The following is a 13,972-nucleotide window of genomic DNA, read 5'->3' on the forward strand; positions in this document are numbered from 1 at the left end:
GTTCACTCCTCGTCCGGCAAATGATGGTGATGCGAATGCGCCGCGTGATCGCCGCCCGCCACGGCCGAGATCGCCGAGAGCGAGGCCTGGCCGAGCAGCTCGCTCGGCAATCCCCACGCAGAGACCCTCCCTGCATCGAGATACACCACCCGCTCGGCGCACCGCGCGACCGCCGCCAGGTTGTGCGTCACGAGGATCGCCGCGAGCTCGTCGCTCGCCGAGATCTCCGCCAAGAGATCGAGAAACTCCGCCCGGCCCTTCACGTCGACGCCCGCCGTCGGCTCGTCCAGGATCACGAGCGACGGCTTGTTCACGAGCGCCCGCGCCAGGAACACCCGCTGCGTCTCGCCGCCCGAGAGCCGCGCGATCTCCTTTTCGAGCAGCTTCTCCCCGCCCACGTGCCGCAGGATCTCCGCCGCGCGGGCGCGCTCCTCCTCGCGGATGCGCAGCGGCCAGCTCCCGCGCATGCTCGCCACGATGAGGTCGATCGAGCGCGCCGGGAACGTCATGTCGCTCGTCTTGCGTTGCGGCACGTAGCCCACTTCCCGCAGCGCTTTTTGCGCGGGTTTGCCCATGATCCGGATCGAACCGCTCGTCGGCGGCATCAGGCCGAGCACCGTCTTCAGGAACGTGCTCTTGCCCGCGCCGTTCGGTCCGCAGAGACAGACGAACTCGCCCTTCGGCACCCAGAACGAGATCCCGTCGAGCAGCCTCCGCCCGGGCACGTCGACGATGAGGTTCTCGACCTCCAGCACCCGCGACAGCGATGGATCGGGGAGCGTGAAATGCCCTTGCGGCATCCCCTCCGCTTCGGCGTGTACGGCGCTCATTTCAGGGCCTTGTCGAGGACGTCGGCGTTCTTCTGGAGCAGCTTCTCGTAGGTCTCGGCGCCGGCGCTGCCGCCGATCGGATCGAGCTCGAAGAGCGGCAACTTCCCCTGATCGGCGATCACCTGCGCGGGCCTGCGATCGAGCTGCGGCTCGGAGAAAAGCGCCGCGGGCTTGGTCTTCTCCACCGCGCCGAGCACGTCCTTCACGTACCGCGCCGTCGGCTCCTTGCCGGGGAAGGGCTCGATCACGGCCGCGATCGTGAGGCCGTAGCGCTCCGCGAAATACCCCATCGAGCCGTGGAACGTGACGATCGTATTCTTCGTCCAGCCCTTCGCCCGCGCCTCGAGGTCCGCGTGCAGTTTGTCGAGCTCCGCCTCGACCGCCTTGCCGCGCGCCTTGTAGCCCTCGGCGCCCTTCGGATCGAGCTTCGAGAAGGCCTCCACGAGCTCGGGCACGACCGCCTTCATGCGCACCGGATCCAGCCAGAAATGCGGGTCCTCGGCGCCGTGCGCGTGGTGATGGCCGTGGTGGTCGTGCTCGCCCTTCGCCGCGCCCTTGGGCTCGGGCTTCGGCGCGTGATCGCCGTCGTCGTGCTCGCGACCATCGGCGTGCTCGTCGTGCTCCTTCTCGTGCTTCGCCTTGTCGGCGTCGTGATCGTCGTGGCCCTTCTCGTCGTGGTCTTCGCCGTCCTCCGCGGCCTCGGCGCCGACCTCTTCGGCCGTCATGCGCCGCGGGTTCGCCTTCGGGCCGAGCTGCACGATCGGCACGTCCGTGCCCGCGGCGCCACGCACGATCTTCTCCAGCCAGCCATCCATGCCGAGGCCGACCGAGACGCCGAGCTTGCTCTTCGCGACCTGCGCCATCTCCTTCGGCGTCGGGTCGTAGCTGTGCTCGGAGCGGCCCGGCGGAAGCACGAGCACGACGTCGAGGCCGTCACCCGCGACGCGACGCGCGATGTCCCAGAGCGGGAAGATCGAGACCGCGACGCGAGGTTTGTCCGAGGAGGCGGCGGGCCCGTCCTTGCTGCGGTTGCAGGCCGCGGCGACGAGCACGACGAGGACGAGGACGATGGATCGCAGAACCGTGGCGAGTCTCGGCGTCATGAACAAGGCTTCCCCCCGGGCGAGGACCGGGGCGGCAGGATCGAAGCGAGGGGGAGTTCGTGTCAAGCAGGCTCGGATGCTGCTCGGGAGATGCCTCGACGTGGCCGCATAGTACGATGCGCCCCCTTCGATGGCGTCCACGTCCCTCACCACGTCCAAAGCCAACCAGGCGTCGCTCGCCACGCGCGCCGCATTCCCTCGCGCCCGCGTGTGCGTCGACTGCCGCACGCTCCTCGGCCCCAAGGAAACGTGCGACGGCGGGCCCAAGCACCGCGTCGTTTCGGTCGACACGCCCACGGGACGCAACGCGCTGCGCACGGAGGTGTGGGGCCCGCCGTCGGTGCGCAGGCGCGCCAAACAGCTCGCGAAGGCCGGCGGCACGAGCCTCGGCGCAGGCACGATCTTCGAGGGTTGCAGCGGCTGCAGCGACTGCGGCAGCGTCGCGCTCGAAGGCGAGTTCGTCGCCGTCGTCGCCGTGATCGCGCTCATCGCGGCGGCCGGCGTCGCGCTCTACTGGCTCATCGCCAAGATCGTCGAGGCCATCCGCGCCTACCAGAACCGGCCTCGGCCGAACGGCGGGCTCACGAAGCCCCCGTCGCTCGGGCGCAAGGCCGGGCCGAGCGGGGTCGTGCTCGGACAAACCAGCATGCTCGCGCCCGCGACGGGCACGTCGTGCGTCGCCTGGTCGCTCGATCTGCGCAACAAGCGGTTCCTCGGGACCGACCTCATGCTGCATGACGCCGAAACCTCGGGCTTCGAGGTCAAGCTCGACGACGGCACCAGCCTGCGTGTCCCCGGCGGCCGCATTCGCATCGAAGGCCCGAAAGAGCGGGTCGATCGCTCGGACGCGCCGCCCGTCGACGAGTTCGTCCAGACAATCTCGCACGAGGACGACCCCGAGGACGCCGGGCTCGATCCCTTCCCCTTCGACACGGTCGACGAGATCGTGATCCGTCCGGGCGATCGGGTGCGTGTCTATGGCGAGCTCGAGCGCGAGGTGGATCCGGAGGCGCCCGGCGGCTATCGCGCGCCGAACGCGCTCCTCGTGCCCAAAGGCGTGCCTGCCATTCGCGTGGAGCGGCAATTGGAGCAGAAATAGGAGGCCCGAGATGCCCCAGAAGGTCGAGCTCGCCGCCTGCCAGGTCCACGTCACGCCCGACGATTACGCCTCCGCCGAGGCCTTCGAGGCGATGCTGGATCGCGTCGGCGACAAACTCTCGAAGAGCCGCGCGCGCCTCGCGAGCGGCGCGTACGAGCACCCTTGCCTCGCCGTCTTCCCCGAGATGATCGGCGGCTTCTTGCCGCTCGCCGGCCGCCTCGACGCCGTCCGCGCGGCGCGCACCGTCGACGAGGCGCTCACGAAGGTCGCGATCCGCTCGCCCTTCCGCATGGCGTCCGCGATGCTCCGCGGCAAGACGATCCGCACGGGCGTCGGTTTTCTCCTCGCGGTCGCCCCGGGGGTGCGGCGCATCTATCGCGAGGCCTTCTCCCGCTTCGCGCGCCGCTACGAGGCCTGGACCGTCGCCGGCAGCGCGCTCTTGCCTCGCAATGCCCACGGAAACCTCGCCGACTCCTTTTCGCCGGCCGAGGGGCGCGTCTACAACACCTCCTACACCTTCAATCCCACGGGCCGCCACGTCGGCGTCTCGCGCAAGGTGAACCTCGTCCCCACGGTCGAGGACACGCTCGGCCTCTCGCCGGGCCGGCGCGGCGAGCTCATGCCGTTCTCCACGCCGTTCGGCCAGGTCGGCACGCTCATCTGTTACGACGGCTTCTCCGTCCCGCACACCCCGCGCGAGCCCGACTTCTGCCCCTTGCTCTCCCATTACGACGATCACGGCTGCAGCGTCGTCGCCCACCCCGCCGCGAATTTCTGGCCGTGGGAGACGCCTTGGACCTTCGGCGGAATGGACGGAAGCCTGATTCGCAAGGAGCAATGGCTCGCCGAGGGGCTCTTCTCGCAGATGGAGAGCGCCCCGCTCCGCGCCGTGCGTTACGGCGTGACCGCGCAGCTCCTCGGCCGGGTCTTCGACAGCCACTTCGACGGCCGCTCGCAGATCCTCGCCAAGGACGGCTCTTCCGTGCGCATCCTCGCCGAGGCGGCGCGCGGCGACGCGTCGCCCGAGGCCGAGGAAGTGCTCCTCCGCGTGGTCGAGGTATAGACATCCCCGCGTCGGGGTCTTACCTTCGGGCGCCTCCGAGGACGACCGCGATCATGAATCAACCGAACCCGTGGATCCTGCTCATGGGAGGCTTCGCGCTCTTCAACGTCGCGGGCATGGCGTACGGGATCAAGGCGCCGGAGTGGGCGAAGATCGCCGCGGCGCTCGCCTGCGGGCTGCTCGGCGTCGTCTGCATCGTGCTCGCGTTCAAGCGGCAGTTCGGCAAGAAGCCGGTCCCGCCGCCGAAGGTCGAAAAACGCGCCACGCGCGCGCAGAAGCCCGCAGCCCCGCGCCCCACGCGGGCGAGCGACGCGGGCGACGTCTCGTAGAAAGGACGCTCGGTGTCGCGCGCGTCCGGCTCGACCTCCCGCGACCACGCGCGCAGGGCCCTGCTCGCCGACCTCGCCGCGGGCCGCACCGTCTCCGACCTCGCCTTCGATCGGCTCTACCCCGAGCGCATTCGCAAACTCTCGAATCGATACTGGACCCCGGTCCACGTGGCCCGCCACGCCGCATTCCTGTTCGCGAAGCACGGCGCGCGCCGCGTGCTCGACATCGGCGCCGGCATGGGAAAGTTCTGCGCCATCGCCGCGATCACCACGGACGTCGAGTTTTCCGGCGTCGAGCAACGGGAACACCTCGTCACCGCCGGCCGGGAGGTCGTCGCGACGTACGCCATTCCGCGCGTCACCTTGATCCACGGCACGCTCGACGACGTCGATTTCGACGCGTACGACGGGTTTTACCTGTTCAACCCCTTCGAGGAGGGCACCTTCGCGCCCTCGCAATGGGTCGACCGGACGATCCCGCTCTCCGAGGAGCGCGCCTCGGGGGACGTCGCCCGGGTCGAGGCCGCGCTCGCGCGGGCCCGGCGCGGCACGTGTGTCGTGACCTTTCACGGATTCGGCGGCGCGATTCCCAAGGGATTCGTGCACCTGCCCGAGGAGACACGCGGCGTTCCGTTCCTGCGGCTCTGGGTGAAGGACTGAGTCTGCGACGAGGGTGGCGCGGGCGCGCTTTCCGCTGGTAAGCTCGCTCGGTGCTCGACGACCTCGATTTCGGCACGCGCTCCCGGGTGCTCGGCGCGATCTGCGCCTTCGCGCTCGCGCTCTTTTTGCTCGCGCTCGCGTTCGGCATCCTCGCGGCGCCGTTCCACATGCATCCCGTGCTCGCCGCGCTGCTCAAGGGGTTCATCGTGCTCCTCCTCGGCTCGATCGGCGCGGTCCTGCTATCCCTCGCCGCGCAGACCCTCATGGGCAAGCGCGAAAAGACCCCGGGCGTGCCCGACGAGGCGCTCGCCCATTGCCTCACGTGCGGCGAGCGCACCCCGAACGACGCCGTTTGCCCCGTCTGCGGCGAGCCGCCTTGCGACCGGTCCCACGCGTTCACCGTCAACAAAGAAGGCTGGGCAGGCTCGGTTTTCGGGCTTGCGCTCTTCGGAGCCCTCCTGTGCCTCGGGCTCTTCGTCCTCATCGGGCCTTATCACGACGGTGAGCGCCGCGTCTGGGTGCTGCTCGCTTGCGGCGCGCTCGGATTGCTCCTGCTCGCCGTGGGCGGCGCGGGCGTCTTCGGCTCGATCCTCACGTTGCGGAGCGCGCTCGGGGGCGAGTCGACCCTCCAGTACGCGGTCACCAGCACGGAGTGGCGTGCGAGCGGATCGGGATCGGCCTCGTGGGGCAAGCTCATTTGGCTCGCGGGCCATGGGCGTGTGGTCTCGCCGCTCTCGCCCTCCCCGAGGAGCGAGGGCGGCTATCGGGTATCGCCGGGTGACATCCAATTCGCGGAAATGGTCGCGACCCTCGACGCCGCGGGCATCGTGCATCTCACGGACGTGACGATGTACGACTATCTCCTCGGCGACAAACCCGAAAACGGAGCCCGCCCGCGCGCTCGACGAAACGGCCCGCTCCCGTTCACCCGCACGAAAAAGCGATCCCTCCGCATCCGGCTCGCGCCCTTCTTCCGCACGGCGACGCCGGAAGGCGAGTACGACGATGGCCTCTCGGACGTCTACGTCATGGATGAGCTCCTCGCCTCCGAACCTCGGAACGCCGTGAGCCGTTTCTTCGCGCAATACCTGCTCCAGGAGGCGGACGTCCGAGAGCTCCGCCAAAGGCTCGACGAAAACCCCGTGCACCGCGCTCAGGCGCTCACGCACGCGCGCGCCCTGCGCGAGGGCGGGATCGTCGTCGCGCAAGAGCTCGTCGACGTCGTGCTCGGCGCCCTGGGCGACACGAACGCGAACCCGACGGCTTAACGGAACCCGTCCTTCGCGGCCCGCACCTTCCCGAGCGTCTCGGCCCCGTTCGCCCCGCCAAACTTCGCCCGCAGGCTCGGCTCATCCACGCGCAAGAACGGATTCGTCCGGTGCTCCTCCGCCATCGTGGAAGGCACCGTGGGCTCGCCGCGGCTGCGTTTGTCCTGGGCCGCTTCGAGCGCGCGCTTCACGTCCTCGTTTTCGGGCTCCGCGAACGCGGCGAATCGCAGGTTGCTCACGGTATACTCGTGCCCGCAATAAAGCTTCGTCTCGCCCGGGAGGTGTCCGAGCTTCTGGCACAAAGCGGCATACATCATGGCGGGTGTGCCCTCGAAGAGCCGCCCGCAGCCCGCGACGAACATCGTATCCCCGGTAAAAACCGCGTTCTTCACGACGTACGCCACCGCGCCGAGTGTATGTCCCGGCACGTGAATCGGTCGGAACGTGAGACTCGCCACCTCGAACGGCGTCCCTTCCTCCACCCCGACCGTCTGCCCTGGAATCCGCCCCTGTGCCAGATCACTCGCGTGTCCGTAGACGGGCACGTCTCTGAAGCGGCTCCGCAGCGCCTCGTTGGCGCCCACGTGGTCCCAGTGGTGGTGCGTGTTCAGGATGGCCACGAGATCGAGCCCCTCGCGCGCGAGGGCCGCGAGCACCGGCTCCGCTTCCGAAGGATCCACGACCACCGCTTCGCGCCGCCCCTCGTCGGCCACGAGATACGCATAGTTGTCGCTCAAACAGGGGACGGTGACGACGCGCATGGAGCACACCCTACTTCGCCCGCCCTCGCTCCTCAAGAGATGCCGCTTGTGCCATCCGTCCTCGCCCCTCCTGGCATCGGCGCCTCGATGGCACACTCCGGCACCACGACACAGCCCCATTTCACGTGGAAATTCAAGGGACCCGTCCCGAGCGCCCGGTGGCCCGGCGCTTGCTCGATGGGCGGGCATGATGAAACACGCTCGCTCCGCCTGGTGGCTCTTCGCTTCGCTTCTCCCCCTCTCCGCGGCCGGTTATGGCTGCAGCGGCACGGTCGACTCGCCCAAGCCGGTGACGGCCGAGGCGCGCGGCACGCTGACGCAGGCCCAGAGCTGCGCCGATCTCGAGCAGATGCTCAAGCAGGACGCGGTCGCGAAGATGAACGCGCAGATCGACGCGATCATCGCCGAGATCGAGGCCAACGGCGGTTACTGGGGCTACCCCGATTACGGCTGGGAAGACGGCGGCCAGGTCGGCTCCTCGGGCAGCGGCTTCCCCGAACCTCCCCCCGGCGGCACGGGCGGATCGGGCGGCGGCGCAGGCACGGGCGGCTCGGGCGGCGCCAGCGGTGATCCGAGCAGCGGCGGCGACGGCAATGGCACGCCCCCCGAGCACTCCGAGACGAACACGCAGGTCGCGGGCGTCGACGAGGCCGACATCCTCAAGACGGACGGCAATTACCTCTACCTGCTCCACGGCCAGAGCCTCGAGGTCCTGAAGTCCTTCCCCGCCTCGGATCTCGCGATCAACACGACCACGGCGGTCGAGGGCAACCCGATCGAGATGTTCGTGACCGAGGACCAGCTCGTCATCTACTCGCAGGTCGACGGCTCGCAGCTCTACACGGACGCGGGCGTCGAGCCGCGCTCGCCGTATTACGATTACTACGGCGGGGGCGTGGCCTACGACGGGTATTACAACCCGTATTACGCGCCGCTCACGAAGATCACGGTCCTCGGCCTCGAGGCCGGGCAGACGACGGGCGTGCAGAAGGAGGTCTATTTCGAGGGCAACTACGCCTCCTCGCGCCGCGTGGGCCAGCACGTGCGCACGGTGCTCTCCGGCGGCCAGCACGGCCCGGCGCTCAGCTACTACCCCTCGTTCGAGAACGAATCCGATTACCCGCAGACGGTCGACGGCTGGGTTGCGGCGTTCGAGGACCTCCGCTTCAAGAACGCGCTCGCCATTTACGGCTCGACCCTGAACGACTGGCTGCCCTACCGCTTCGAGAAGAGCAATGGCGCCGTCTCGGTCGTCCCGCCGAGCTGCGGCTCGTATTACGTGCCCAGCGAGGGCTCGACGGCGTACGGCCTCGTGCAGGTGCAATCGTTCGCCCTCGACAACCTCCAGGCGCCCGTCGTCGAGACGAGCATCGTCGGCAGCGTGAGCACCGTGTATGCGAACGCGGATTCGCTCTACCTGGCGGCGCAGTCCTGGAAGGACCCGTCGTACAACTGGAGCCTGCCCGTCGAGGCCGTCGACACCACGGAGACGTTCGTCCACAAGTTCGACCTCGCGACGAACCCGGCGCAGCCGGCCTACGTCGCCACCGGCACGGTGCCCGGCCAGGTGAAGAACCAGTTCTCGCTCGACGAGAAGGACGGCCTGCTCCGCATTGCGACGACGCGGCAGCTCGCCTCGCAGACGGACTGGACGTCCTCGAACTCCGTGTACGTCCTCGGCCAGAGCGAGGACAAACTCGTGCAGGTCGGCGCCGTCACGGACCTCGCCCCCGGCGAGCAGATCTATTCGACGCGGTTCATCGGCGACCGTGGTTATGTCGTGACGTTCCGCCAGGTCGACCCGCTCTTCGTGATCGACCTCTCGACGCCCGAGGCCCCCGCTGTCCTCGCCGAGCTCAAGATCCCGGGTTTCAGCGAGTACATGCACCCGATCGACGACAACCACCTGCTCACGATCGGCCAGGACGCCACGAATGAAGGCCAGGTCATCGGCCTCGCGCTGCAGGTCTTCGACGTGACGAATCCGACGGCGCCGGCGCTGATGCACAAGTACACGTTCTCGGGCGCGGAGTCCGGTTATTCGGAGGCGTCGTACAACCACAAGGCGTTCAACTGGTATGGCCCGAAGAACCTGCTCGCGTTCCCCTTCAGCGGCTGGAACCCGAACACGGGTAACATGAAGAGCTCGCTCGAGCTCTTCGACGTGACGCTCGACGGCGGCATCGTGAAGCGCGGCTCGATCGACCACACGAACTTCTTCCAGTCCGATCCGTACGGCTACTGCGGCGGCTACTACGGCGTCGACGTTCGCCGCGGCGTGTTCATCGACGATTACGTCTACGCGATCTCGTACGGCGGCGTGACCGCGAGCGACGTGACCAGCCCCGAGACGATCGTCTCCTCCGTCGCCCTGCCCCAGCCGAGCCAGCCCTACGGCTACTGCGGGTTCTGAAAAACGAACGCCGCGCCCCGAGGCCCTCTCCTCCCCCGCCTCGGGGCGCGGCGATTCCCCTCGCTCCTAAGACGACCGCTCGCGCGTCATCTCGATCATCGTCGCGCGAAACCCGAGCGACGCAAAAAGCTTCTGCGCCGCTTCATTCTTCGAAGCCGTCGAGAGCACGACGCGCGGGGCGCCGAGATCCGACAACCTCCGGATCATCTCCTCGCATAACGCGCGCCCCGCGCCGAGCCCTCGCGCCTCCGGCTCCACGTAAATGTCGTGCAGGGCGCCGCAAGCGTCGAGCAAGAGCGTCCAGTCGCGGCCTTCGAGGCGACCCCAGGCATACCCGACGACCTGCCCTGCCCCGTTCTCGGCCACGAGCACGATCGAGCCCTCCCGGCGGATCTCGCTCACGAGAAACGCCCCGTATCCTCGCTCGTCGCTCACCAGAAAAAACCGGAGCGGATCGAGCGAATGGTGAAAGCGGACGAGCGCCGAGCCCATGCGGCCGAGGGCGGCGACGTCCTCGGGCTTGGCCGGACGAACGACGAGGGGCGGGGAGACGGTCATGGGACGTACCTAGCAGCGGTCGTGCCGGAAAGGAAGGCGGACGGCTTCGAGCGTTTCAATCGCGGAAGCGTTGCCGGAGTTTTTCCACGCGCGCCTGGACGATCTCTCCGTGCGCCGCCTCTTCCAGCGCCGCACGCAGCTCCAGGTCCGCGCACGCCTCCACGGCGATCCGGATGCGCCGCTTCGTGCCCTCGTCGTTCGATTGCGAGAGGGCGATCGCCGCGCCGATGCGGCGCTCGGGCGAGGCGCCGGGGTCCTCCACGACCATCGCGAGATCCTCGGGCACGATGCGGCTCTCGCGATACCCACCACGCTCCGCGAGCAGGCGGCGCATCTCGTCGAGCCACACCAAAAACGGTTTGTCCTGCTGGTCGAGCTTTTCCAGGTCGATCCGCACGCCGCTGCTTTGCCCTCGCGCCGCGCGGGCCTCCTCGATGCGCCGGAAGAGCATCTCGCGGCGGACGAGGTTCTCGTCGAGCACGGCCGCCGCCGCGCGCGCCACGCGAGGGGGCGGCGTGAGCGGCATGCCGCGCAGGACCGCCGCGCGCACGGGCAAGAGGACCTTCTTCCCATGACGCAGACCGAGCAAGACCCCGTGCGAATGGCGGCGTACGCTCTCGATTTCCGTGTACGGGATGAAGCGCGGGCCGAAGTAGCCGTGAAACACCACGCCGTCGGTGCCGACCACGACCTCCCGGCTGCGCATGAATCGAAAGAGGGCCGCGACGAGCCCGAAGAGTCCCAGGGATGGGATGAGCACAAACGAAAAGAGGACGCTCGGGCTCGCCGGGCCCTTTTCGAATGAGCTCGCCAGGAGGACCGCGACCAGGAGCACGGTGAGCGGCGTGGTGAAGAGCAGGCCGCTCACGCCCAGGACCTCCCCCCACGGCACGCGCGACGCGGCGCTGGCGAGCGCGACGCGCATCACGCGCGCGGACGCGCCCACGCCCGCGGCCTCCAGCAATTGATGGCCCGTCGCATCGTCGGGTACGTCGATCGCGACATCCTGGCCGTCGCGGAGACGCAAGACCGCGCGGCCCGGCGCCTCCAGCCAGCCTTCGGCGACCGCGCCGAGCGAGAAGGATCGCTCGCGCTCGCCCTCGGCGCGCACCACGATCGTCTCCCCTTCGATCGCGAAGGATCCGGGCGAGGAAGCGCCGCGCCGGAGCGACGCGCTCCCCGCGACGATCGCCGCGACGCCCGCGACGACGAGGAGCGCGATCAGGGGCCACAGGAACACGCCCGAAAAGACAAACCCCAGCACGCCGCAGAGCAGCGAGACGGCGAGGCTGCCGATCATGAGCTTGCGGGCGCGCCGGCGCCGCCGCTCGGAGCCGGAGAAGACCACGCGCGTCTCCGGCAGTCGAAAGCCGTCCTCGGACAAACGCGCCTCCTAGCCGTCGATCACCATCTCCGCGATGTGCTTGCGATGATGCGCCGCGTCCCCGAACGCCGCCCGGCTCCACTGGGCGCGCTTGAAATAAAGCTGCACGTCGCACTCCCAGGTAAAACCGATGCCGCCGTGGAGCTGCACGGACTTCGCCGCCGCGAAGGCGTACGTGTCCGACGCGTGCGCCTTCGCCATGCGCGCGAGCTTCTCGGCCTGCGCGGGCGCGTGATCGATCGCCGCGGCCGCGCGATACACGAGCGAACGCGAAAGCTCGATCTTGGCGAGCAGATCCACGAGCGGGAACTTCACGGCCTGGAAGGCGCCGATCGGCCGGCCAAATTGCTGCCGGATCTTCGCGTATTCGGTCGTCATGCCGAGCAGCCGATCCGCGCCGCCCACCATCTCCGCCGCGAGCGCCGTCCAGATCCGCGGCATCACCCGGCCGAGGATCGACGCGGCCGCGCCTTTTTCACCGATCCGATCCGCGTCGCTCACCGCCACGTCCTCGAACCGCACGGCCCCGCTCCGTCGCGTGGCATCGACGAGTTTGTCCGGCGACACCGTCACGCCCGGCGACGCGGCCGGCAGCGCGAACAGGCTCGGCCCCTCGGGCTCGGTCGCCGTCACGAGCAGGAGGTCTGCGCTCGGCGCGTCCACGACGAGCTCCTTCTCGCCGGAAAGAAGAATGCGCTCTCCCTCGCGGCGCGCCGTGGCCTCGACATGCGCGAAGTTCCACCCCCCGCGCCGCTCCTCGAGGCCCACGGCCGCGCGGACCTTGCCCTCCGCGATGAGCGGCAGCCAGCGCGCCTTCTCGGCCTCGCTCGCCGCCTCCCGGAGGACGAGCGTCGCGAAGAGCGTCCCGACGAACGGCAAGGGCAAAAGCACGCGGCCCATTTCTTCCATCAGGACCACGAGGCTCGTCATCGACATCTCGCTCCCGCCGTGCGCCGCGGGCACCACGAGGCCGAGCCAGCCCGCCTCGGCCGCCCGCGCCCAAAGGCCCACGTCATACCCCGCGGGCGTCTCCATCCATCGCCGCACGTCCTCCGTCTTGCAGGAGGATTCCAATAGCTTCCGCGCCTCGCGCCGGAGGAGCGCCTGCTCCTCGCCATAACCGAAATCGTCGGGGATCCGAGCGCTCTTTTGCATGGTCGCTCTCCTCAGGTGCTCTTCGGCAGGCCGAGGATCCGCTCGCCCACCAGGTTTCGCTGAATCTCGCTCGTCCCGCCGCCGATCGTGAAGCCGAAGCTGTTCATGTAGGCGCGCTGGAAATGGCCCCCGTCCGCCGCGCGCTCGGCGCCGAACGCATATTGCGCGAGCGGCCCTTCGAGCTCCTGACCGAGCGCCGCGAGCCGTTGCCCGAATTCGGTCGCCACCAGTTTGCTCAAAAACGGAAGCGCGAGCGGGTGCTCTTCCACGAGCCCGGGGACACGCGCCCGAAGCGCCGACGCGAGCAGCGCTTCCTCTTCGATCGCGAGCTCCGCAATACGATCCCGCATCACGGGATCCTCGCTCGCGGGACGACCATCACGAGACACCTCTTTTGCGAGCGCGACGAGCCGCGCGACCTCGCCGCCCGCCGCGAGCGCCCCGCCCGTCGCGCTGCCCTCGGACGCGCCGCGCTCGAACGCGAGCGTCATGACCGCGAGGCGCCAGCCGTCCCCTTCGCCGGCGAGCAGACACGAGGCCGGGACCTCGACGTCCTCGAAGAGCACCTGATTGAACCCGCCCTCGCCCGTCATCTTCACGAGCGGCCGCACCGACACGCCCTTCGATTTCATGGGGAACAGGAAATAACTGATCCCCGCGTGCTTGGGCGCGTTCGGGTCCGTGCGCGCGAGCAGGATCATGAAGTCGGCCCAGAGCGCCTGCGTCGTCCAGACCTTGTGGCCATTGACGAGGTAATGGTCGCCCTTCCGAACGGCGCTCGTGCGCAGGCTCGCGAGGTCGCTGCCGGCGCCGGGCTCGCTGAAGCCCTGGCACCAGACCTCGTCGCAGGAGAGGATGTTCCGCAGGTACCTTTGCTTCTGCTCCTCCGTGCCCACCGCGAGGATCGTCGGGCCGGCCCAATCGAGGCCGATGCGGTTCACGATGAACGGGACGCCGGCGCGCGCCATCTCCTCGGCCACGACGCGCTGCGACCCGGGCGGCAAACCCTTTCCACCATACGCCACGGGCCACTCGACGCCGAGCAGGCCCGCGCCGTACACCTGCTTTTGCCAGGCCTTGAGCCAGAGGAATTGCTCTTCCGATTCGACCTCCAGAAACGTCTGCGGGAGCTTGAATCCCGGGTCGGACGGGCGGTTGTCACGAAAAAACGCTCGCGCCCGCTCGCGCAGGTCACGCGTCTCGCTGGTGTCTCGGGTCGGGTCCATTGGTAAATCCTATCTCTTCCTCCGCGGACATCCGCGCCTGGGTTGAGCAAGACTCCCGTTCAAACCGTGCGTGCGGATTTCCCGCACACGGCTTACCGGTGGTCTCTCGGGCGACAGCATCAT

At 68.8% G+C, this 13,972-nt stretch carries 13 protein-coding genes; 6 read left to right on the forward strand and 7 right to left on the reverse strand.

Features of this window, described 5'->3' with window-relative positions:
- Window positions 1-2: 2 nt before the first annotated feature.
- Both QHF84_RS19125 and QHF84_RS19130 read right to left on the reverse strand, forming a co-directional pair.
- Window positions 3-830: an ATP-binding cassette domain-containing protein gene (locus tag QHF84_RS19125; protein ID WP_281314764.1), complete on the reverse strand. Its 828-nt coding sequence runs from the start codon at window positions 828-830 to the stop codon at window positions 3-5.
- Window positions 827-1,933: a metal ABC transporter substrate-binding protein gene (locus tag QHF84_RS19130; protein ID WP_281314765.1), complete on the reverse strand. Its 1,107-nt coding sequence runs from the start codon at window positions 1,931-1,933 to the stop codon at window positions 827-829. Before QHF84_RS19130 ends, QHF84_RS19125 begins: the two co-directional genes overlap by 4 nt.
- A gap of 130 nt (window positions 1,934-2,063) precedes the next feature.
- Between QHF84_RS19130 and QHF84_RS19135 the strand changes: the two genes are divergently transcribed.
- Genes QHF84_RS19135 through QHF84_RS19155 form a run of 5 tightly spaced genes read left to right on the forward strand, consistent with a single transcriptional unit; the run spans window position 2,064 to window position 6,352 of the window.
- A complete protein-coding gene (locus tag QHF84_RS19135) occupies window positions 2,064-3,032 on the forward strand; it encodes a hypothetical protein (protein ID WP_281314766.1) in 969 nt (322 codons plus the stop codon).
- 10 nt (window positions 3,033-3,042) lie between these two features.
- On the forward strand, window positions 3,043-4,095 hold the full coding sequence (locus QHF84_RS19140; RefSeq protein WP_281314767.1) for a carbon-nitrogen hydrolase family protein: 1,053 nt from the start codon (window positions 3,043-3,045) through the stop codon (window positions 4,093-4,095).
- 53 nt (window positions 4,096-4,148) lie between these two features.
- A complete protein-coding gene (locus QHF84_RS19145; RefSeq protein ID WP_281314768.1) occupies window positions 4,149-4,424 on the forward strand; it encodes a hypothetical protein in 276 nt (91 codons plus the stop codon).
- 12 nt (window positions 4,425-4,436) lie between these two features.
- Window positions 4,437-5,084: a class I SAM-dependent methyltransferase gene (locus QHF84_RS19150; protein ID WP_281314769.1), complete on the forward strand. Its 648-nt coding sequence runs from the start codon at window positions 4,437-4,439 to the stop codon at window positions 5,082-5,084.
- A gap of 50 nt (window positions 5,085-5,134) precedes the next feature.
- Window positions 5,135-6,352: a hypothetical protein gene (locus QHF84_RS19155; RefSeq protein ID WP_281314770.1), complete on the forward strand. Its 1,218-nt coding sequence runs from the start codon at window positions 5,135-5,137 to the stop codon at window positions 6,350-6,352.
- On the opposite strand, the gene gloB is transcribed toward QHF84_RS19155, so the two are convergent.
- The gene (gene gloB / locus QHF84_RS19160) at window positions 6,349-7,113 is read right to left on the reverse strand and encodes a hydroxyacylglutathione hydrolase (protein ID WP_281314771.1); all 765 of its coding nucleotides are present in this window, start codon (window positions 7,111-7,113) and stop codon (window positions 6,349-6,351) included. The genes QHF84_RS19155 and gloB overlap by 4 nt on opposite strands.
- Window positions 7,114-7,300: 187 nt before the next feature.
- On the opposite strand from gloB, the gene QHF84_RS19165 reads away from it, so the two are divergent.
- On the forward strand, window positions 7,301-9,526 hold the full coding sequence (locus QHF84_RS19165) for a beta-propeller domain-containing protein (RefSeq protein WP_281314772.1): 2,226 nt from the start codon (window positions 7,301-7,303) through the stop codon (window positions 9,524-9,526).
- 66 nt (window positions 9,527-9,592) lie between these two features.
- Here QHF84_RS19165 and QHF84_RS19170 read toward each other — a convergent pair whose 3' ends face one another.
- Genes QHF84_RS19170 through QHF84_RS19185 form a run of 4 tightly spaced genes read right to left on the reverse strand, consistent with a single transcriptional unit; the run spans window position 9,593 to window position 13,849 of the window.
- Entirely contained in the window at window positions 9,593-10,084 is a 492-nt protein-coding gene (locus tag QHF84_RS19170) for a GNAT family N-acetyltransferase (protein WP_281314773.1), read from the reverse strand.
- Window positions 10,085-10,139: 55 nt separating this feature from the next.
- Window positions 10,140-11,468: a hypothetical protein gene (locus tag QHF84_RS19175; RefSeq protein WP_281314774.1), complete on the reverse strand. Its 1,329-nt coding sequence runs from the start codon at window positions 11,466-11,468 to the stop codon at window positions 10,140-10,142.
- 9 nt (window positions 11,469-11,477) lie between these two features.
- Complete coding sequence (locus tag QHF84_RS19180; RefSeq protein ID WP_281314775.1) at window positions 11,478-12,623, reverse strand: acyl-CoA dehydrogenase family protein; 1,146 nt, start codon at window positions 12,621-12,623, stop codon at window positions 11,478-11,480.
- An 11-nt stretch (window positions 12,624-12,634) separates the two neighbouring features.
- Window positions 12,635-13,849, reverse strand: coding sequence for an acyl-CoA dehydrogenase family protein (locus tag QHF84_RS19185; protein ID WP_281314776.1), 1,215 nt, complete (start codon window positions 13,847-13,849; stop codon window positions 12,635-12,637).
- Window positions 13,850-13,972: the final 123 nt, after the last annotated feature.

Origin of the sequence: Polyangium sp. y55x31 (assembly GCF_029946505.1) — a bacterium.
GTDB lineage: Bacteria > Myxococcota_A > Polyangia > Polyangiales > Polyangiaceae > Polyangium.

Coding starts and splice junctions, on each gene's coding strand:
- QHF84_RS19125 (WP_281314764.1), bottom strand. CDS start 830: ATGAGCGCCGTACACGCCGAAGCGGAGGGGATGCCGCAAGGGCATTTC.
- QHF84_RS19130 (WP_281314765.1), bottom strand. CDS start 1,933: ATGACGCCGAGACTCGCCACGGTTCTGCGATCCATCGTCCTCGTCCTC.
- QHF84_RS19135 (WP_281314766.1), top strand. CDS start 2,064: ATGGCGTCCACGTCCCTCACCACGTCCAAAGCCAACCAGGCGTCGCTC.
- QHF84_RS19140 (WP_281314767.1), top strand. CDS start 3,043: ATGCCCCAGAAGGTCGAGCTCGCCGCCTGCCAGGTCCACGTCACGCCC.
- QHF84_RS19145 (WP_281314768.1), top strand. CDS start 4,149: ATGAATCAACCGAACCCGTGGATCCTGCTCATGGGAGGCTTCGCGCTC.
- gloB (WP_281314771.1), bottom strand. CDS start 7,113: ATGCGCGTCGTCACCGTCCCCTGTTTGAGCGACAACTATGCGTATCTC.
- QHF84_RS19165 (WP_281314772.1), top strand. CDS start 7,301: ATGATGAAACACGCTCGCTCCGCCTGGTGGCTCTTCGCTTCGCTTCTC.
- QHF84_RS19170 (WP_281314773.1), bottom strand. CDS start 10,084: ATGACCGTCTCCCCGCCCCTCGTCGTTCGTCCGGCCAAGCCCGAGGAC.
- QHF84_RS19180 (WP_281314775.1), bottom strand. CDS start 12,623: ATGCAAAAGAGCGCTCGGATCCCCGACGATTTCGGTTATGGCGAGGAG.
- QHF84_RS19185 (WP_281314776.1), bottom strand. CDS start 13,849: ATGGACCCGACCCGAGACACCAGCGAGACGCGTGACCTGCGCGAGCGG.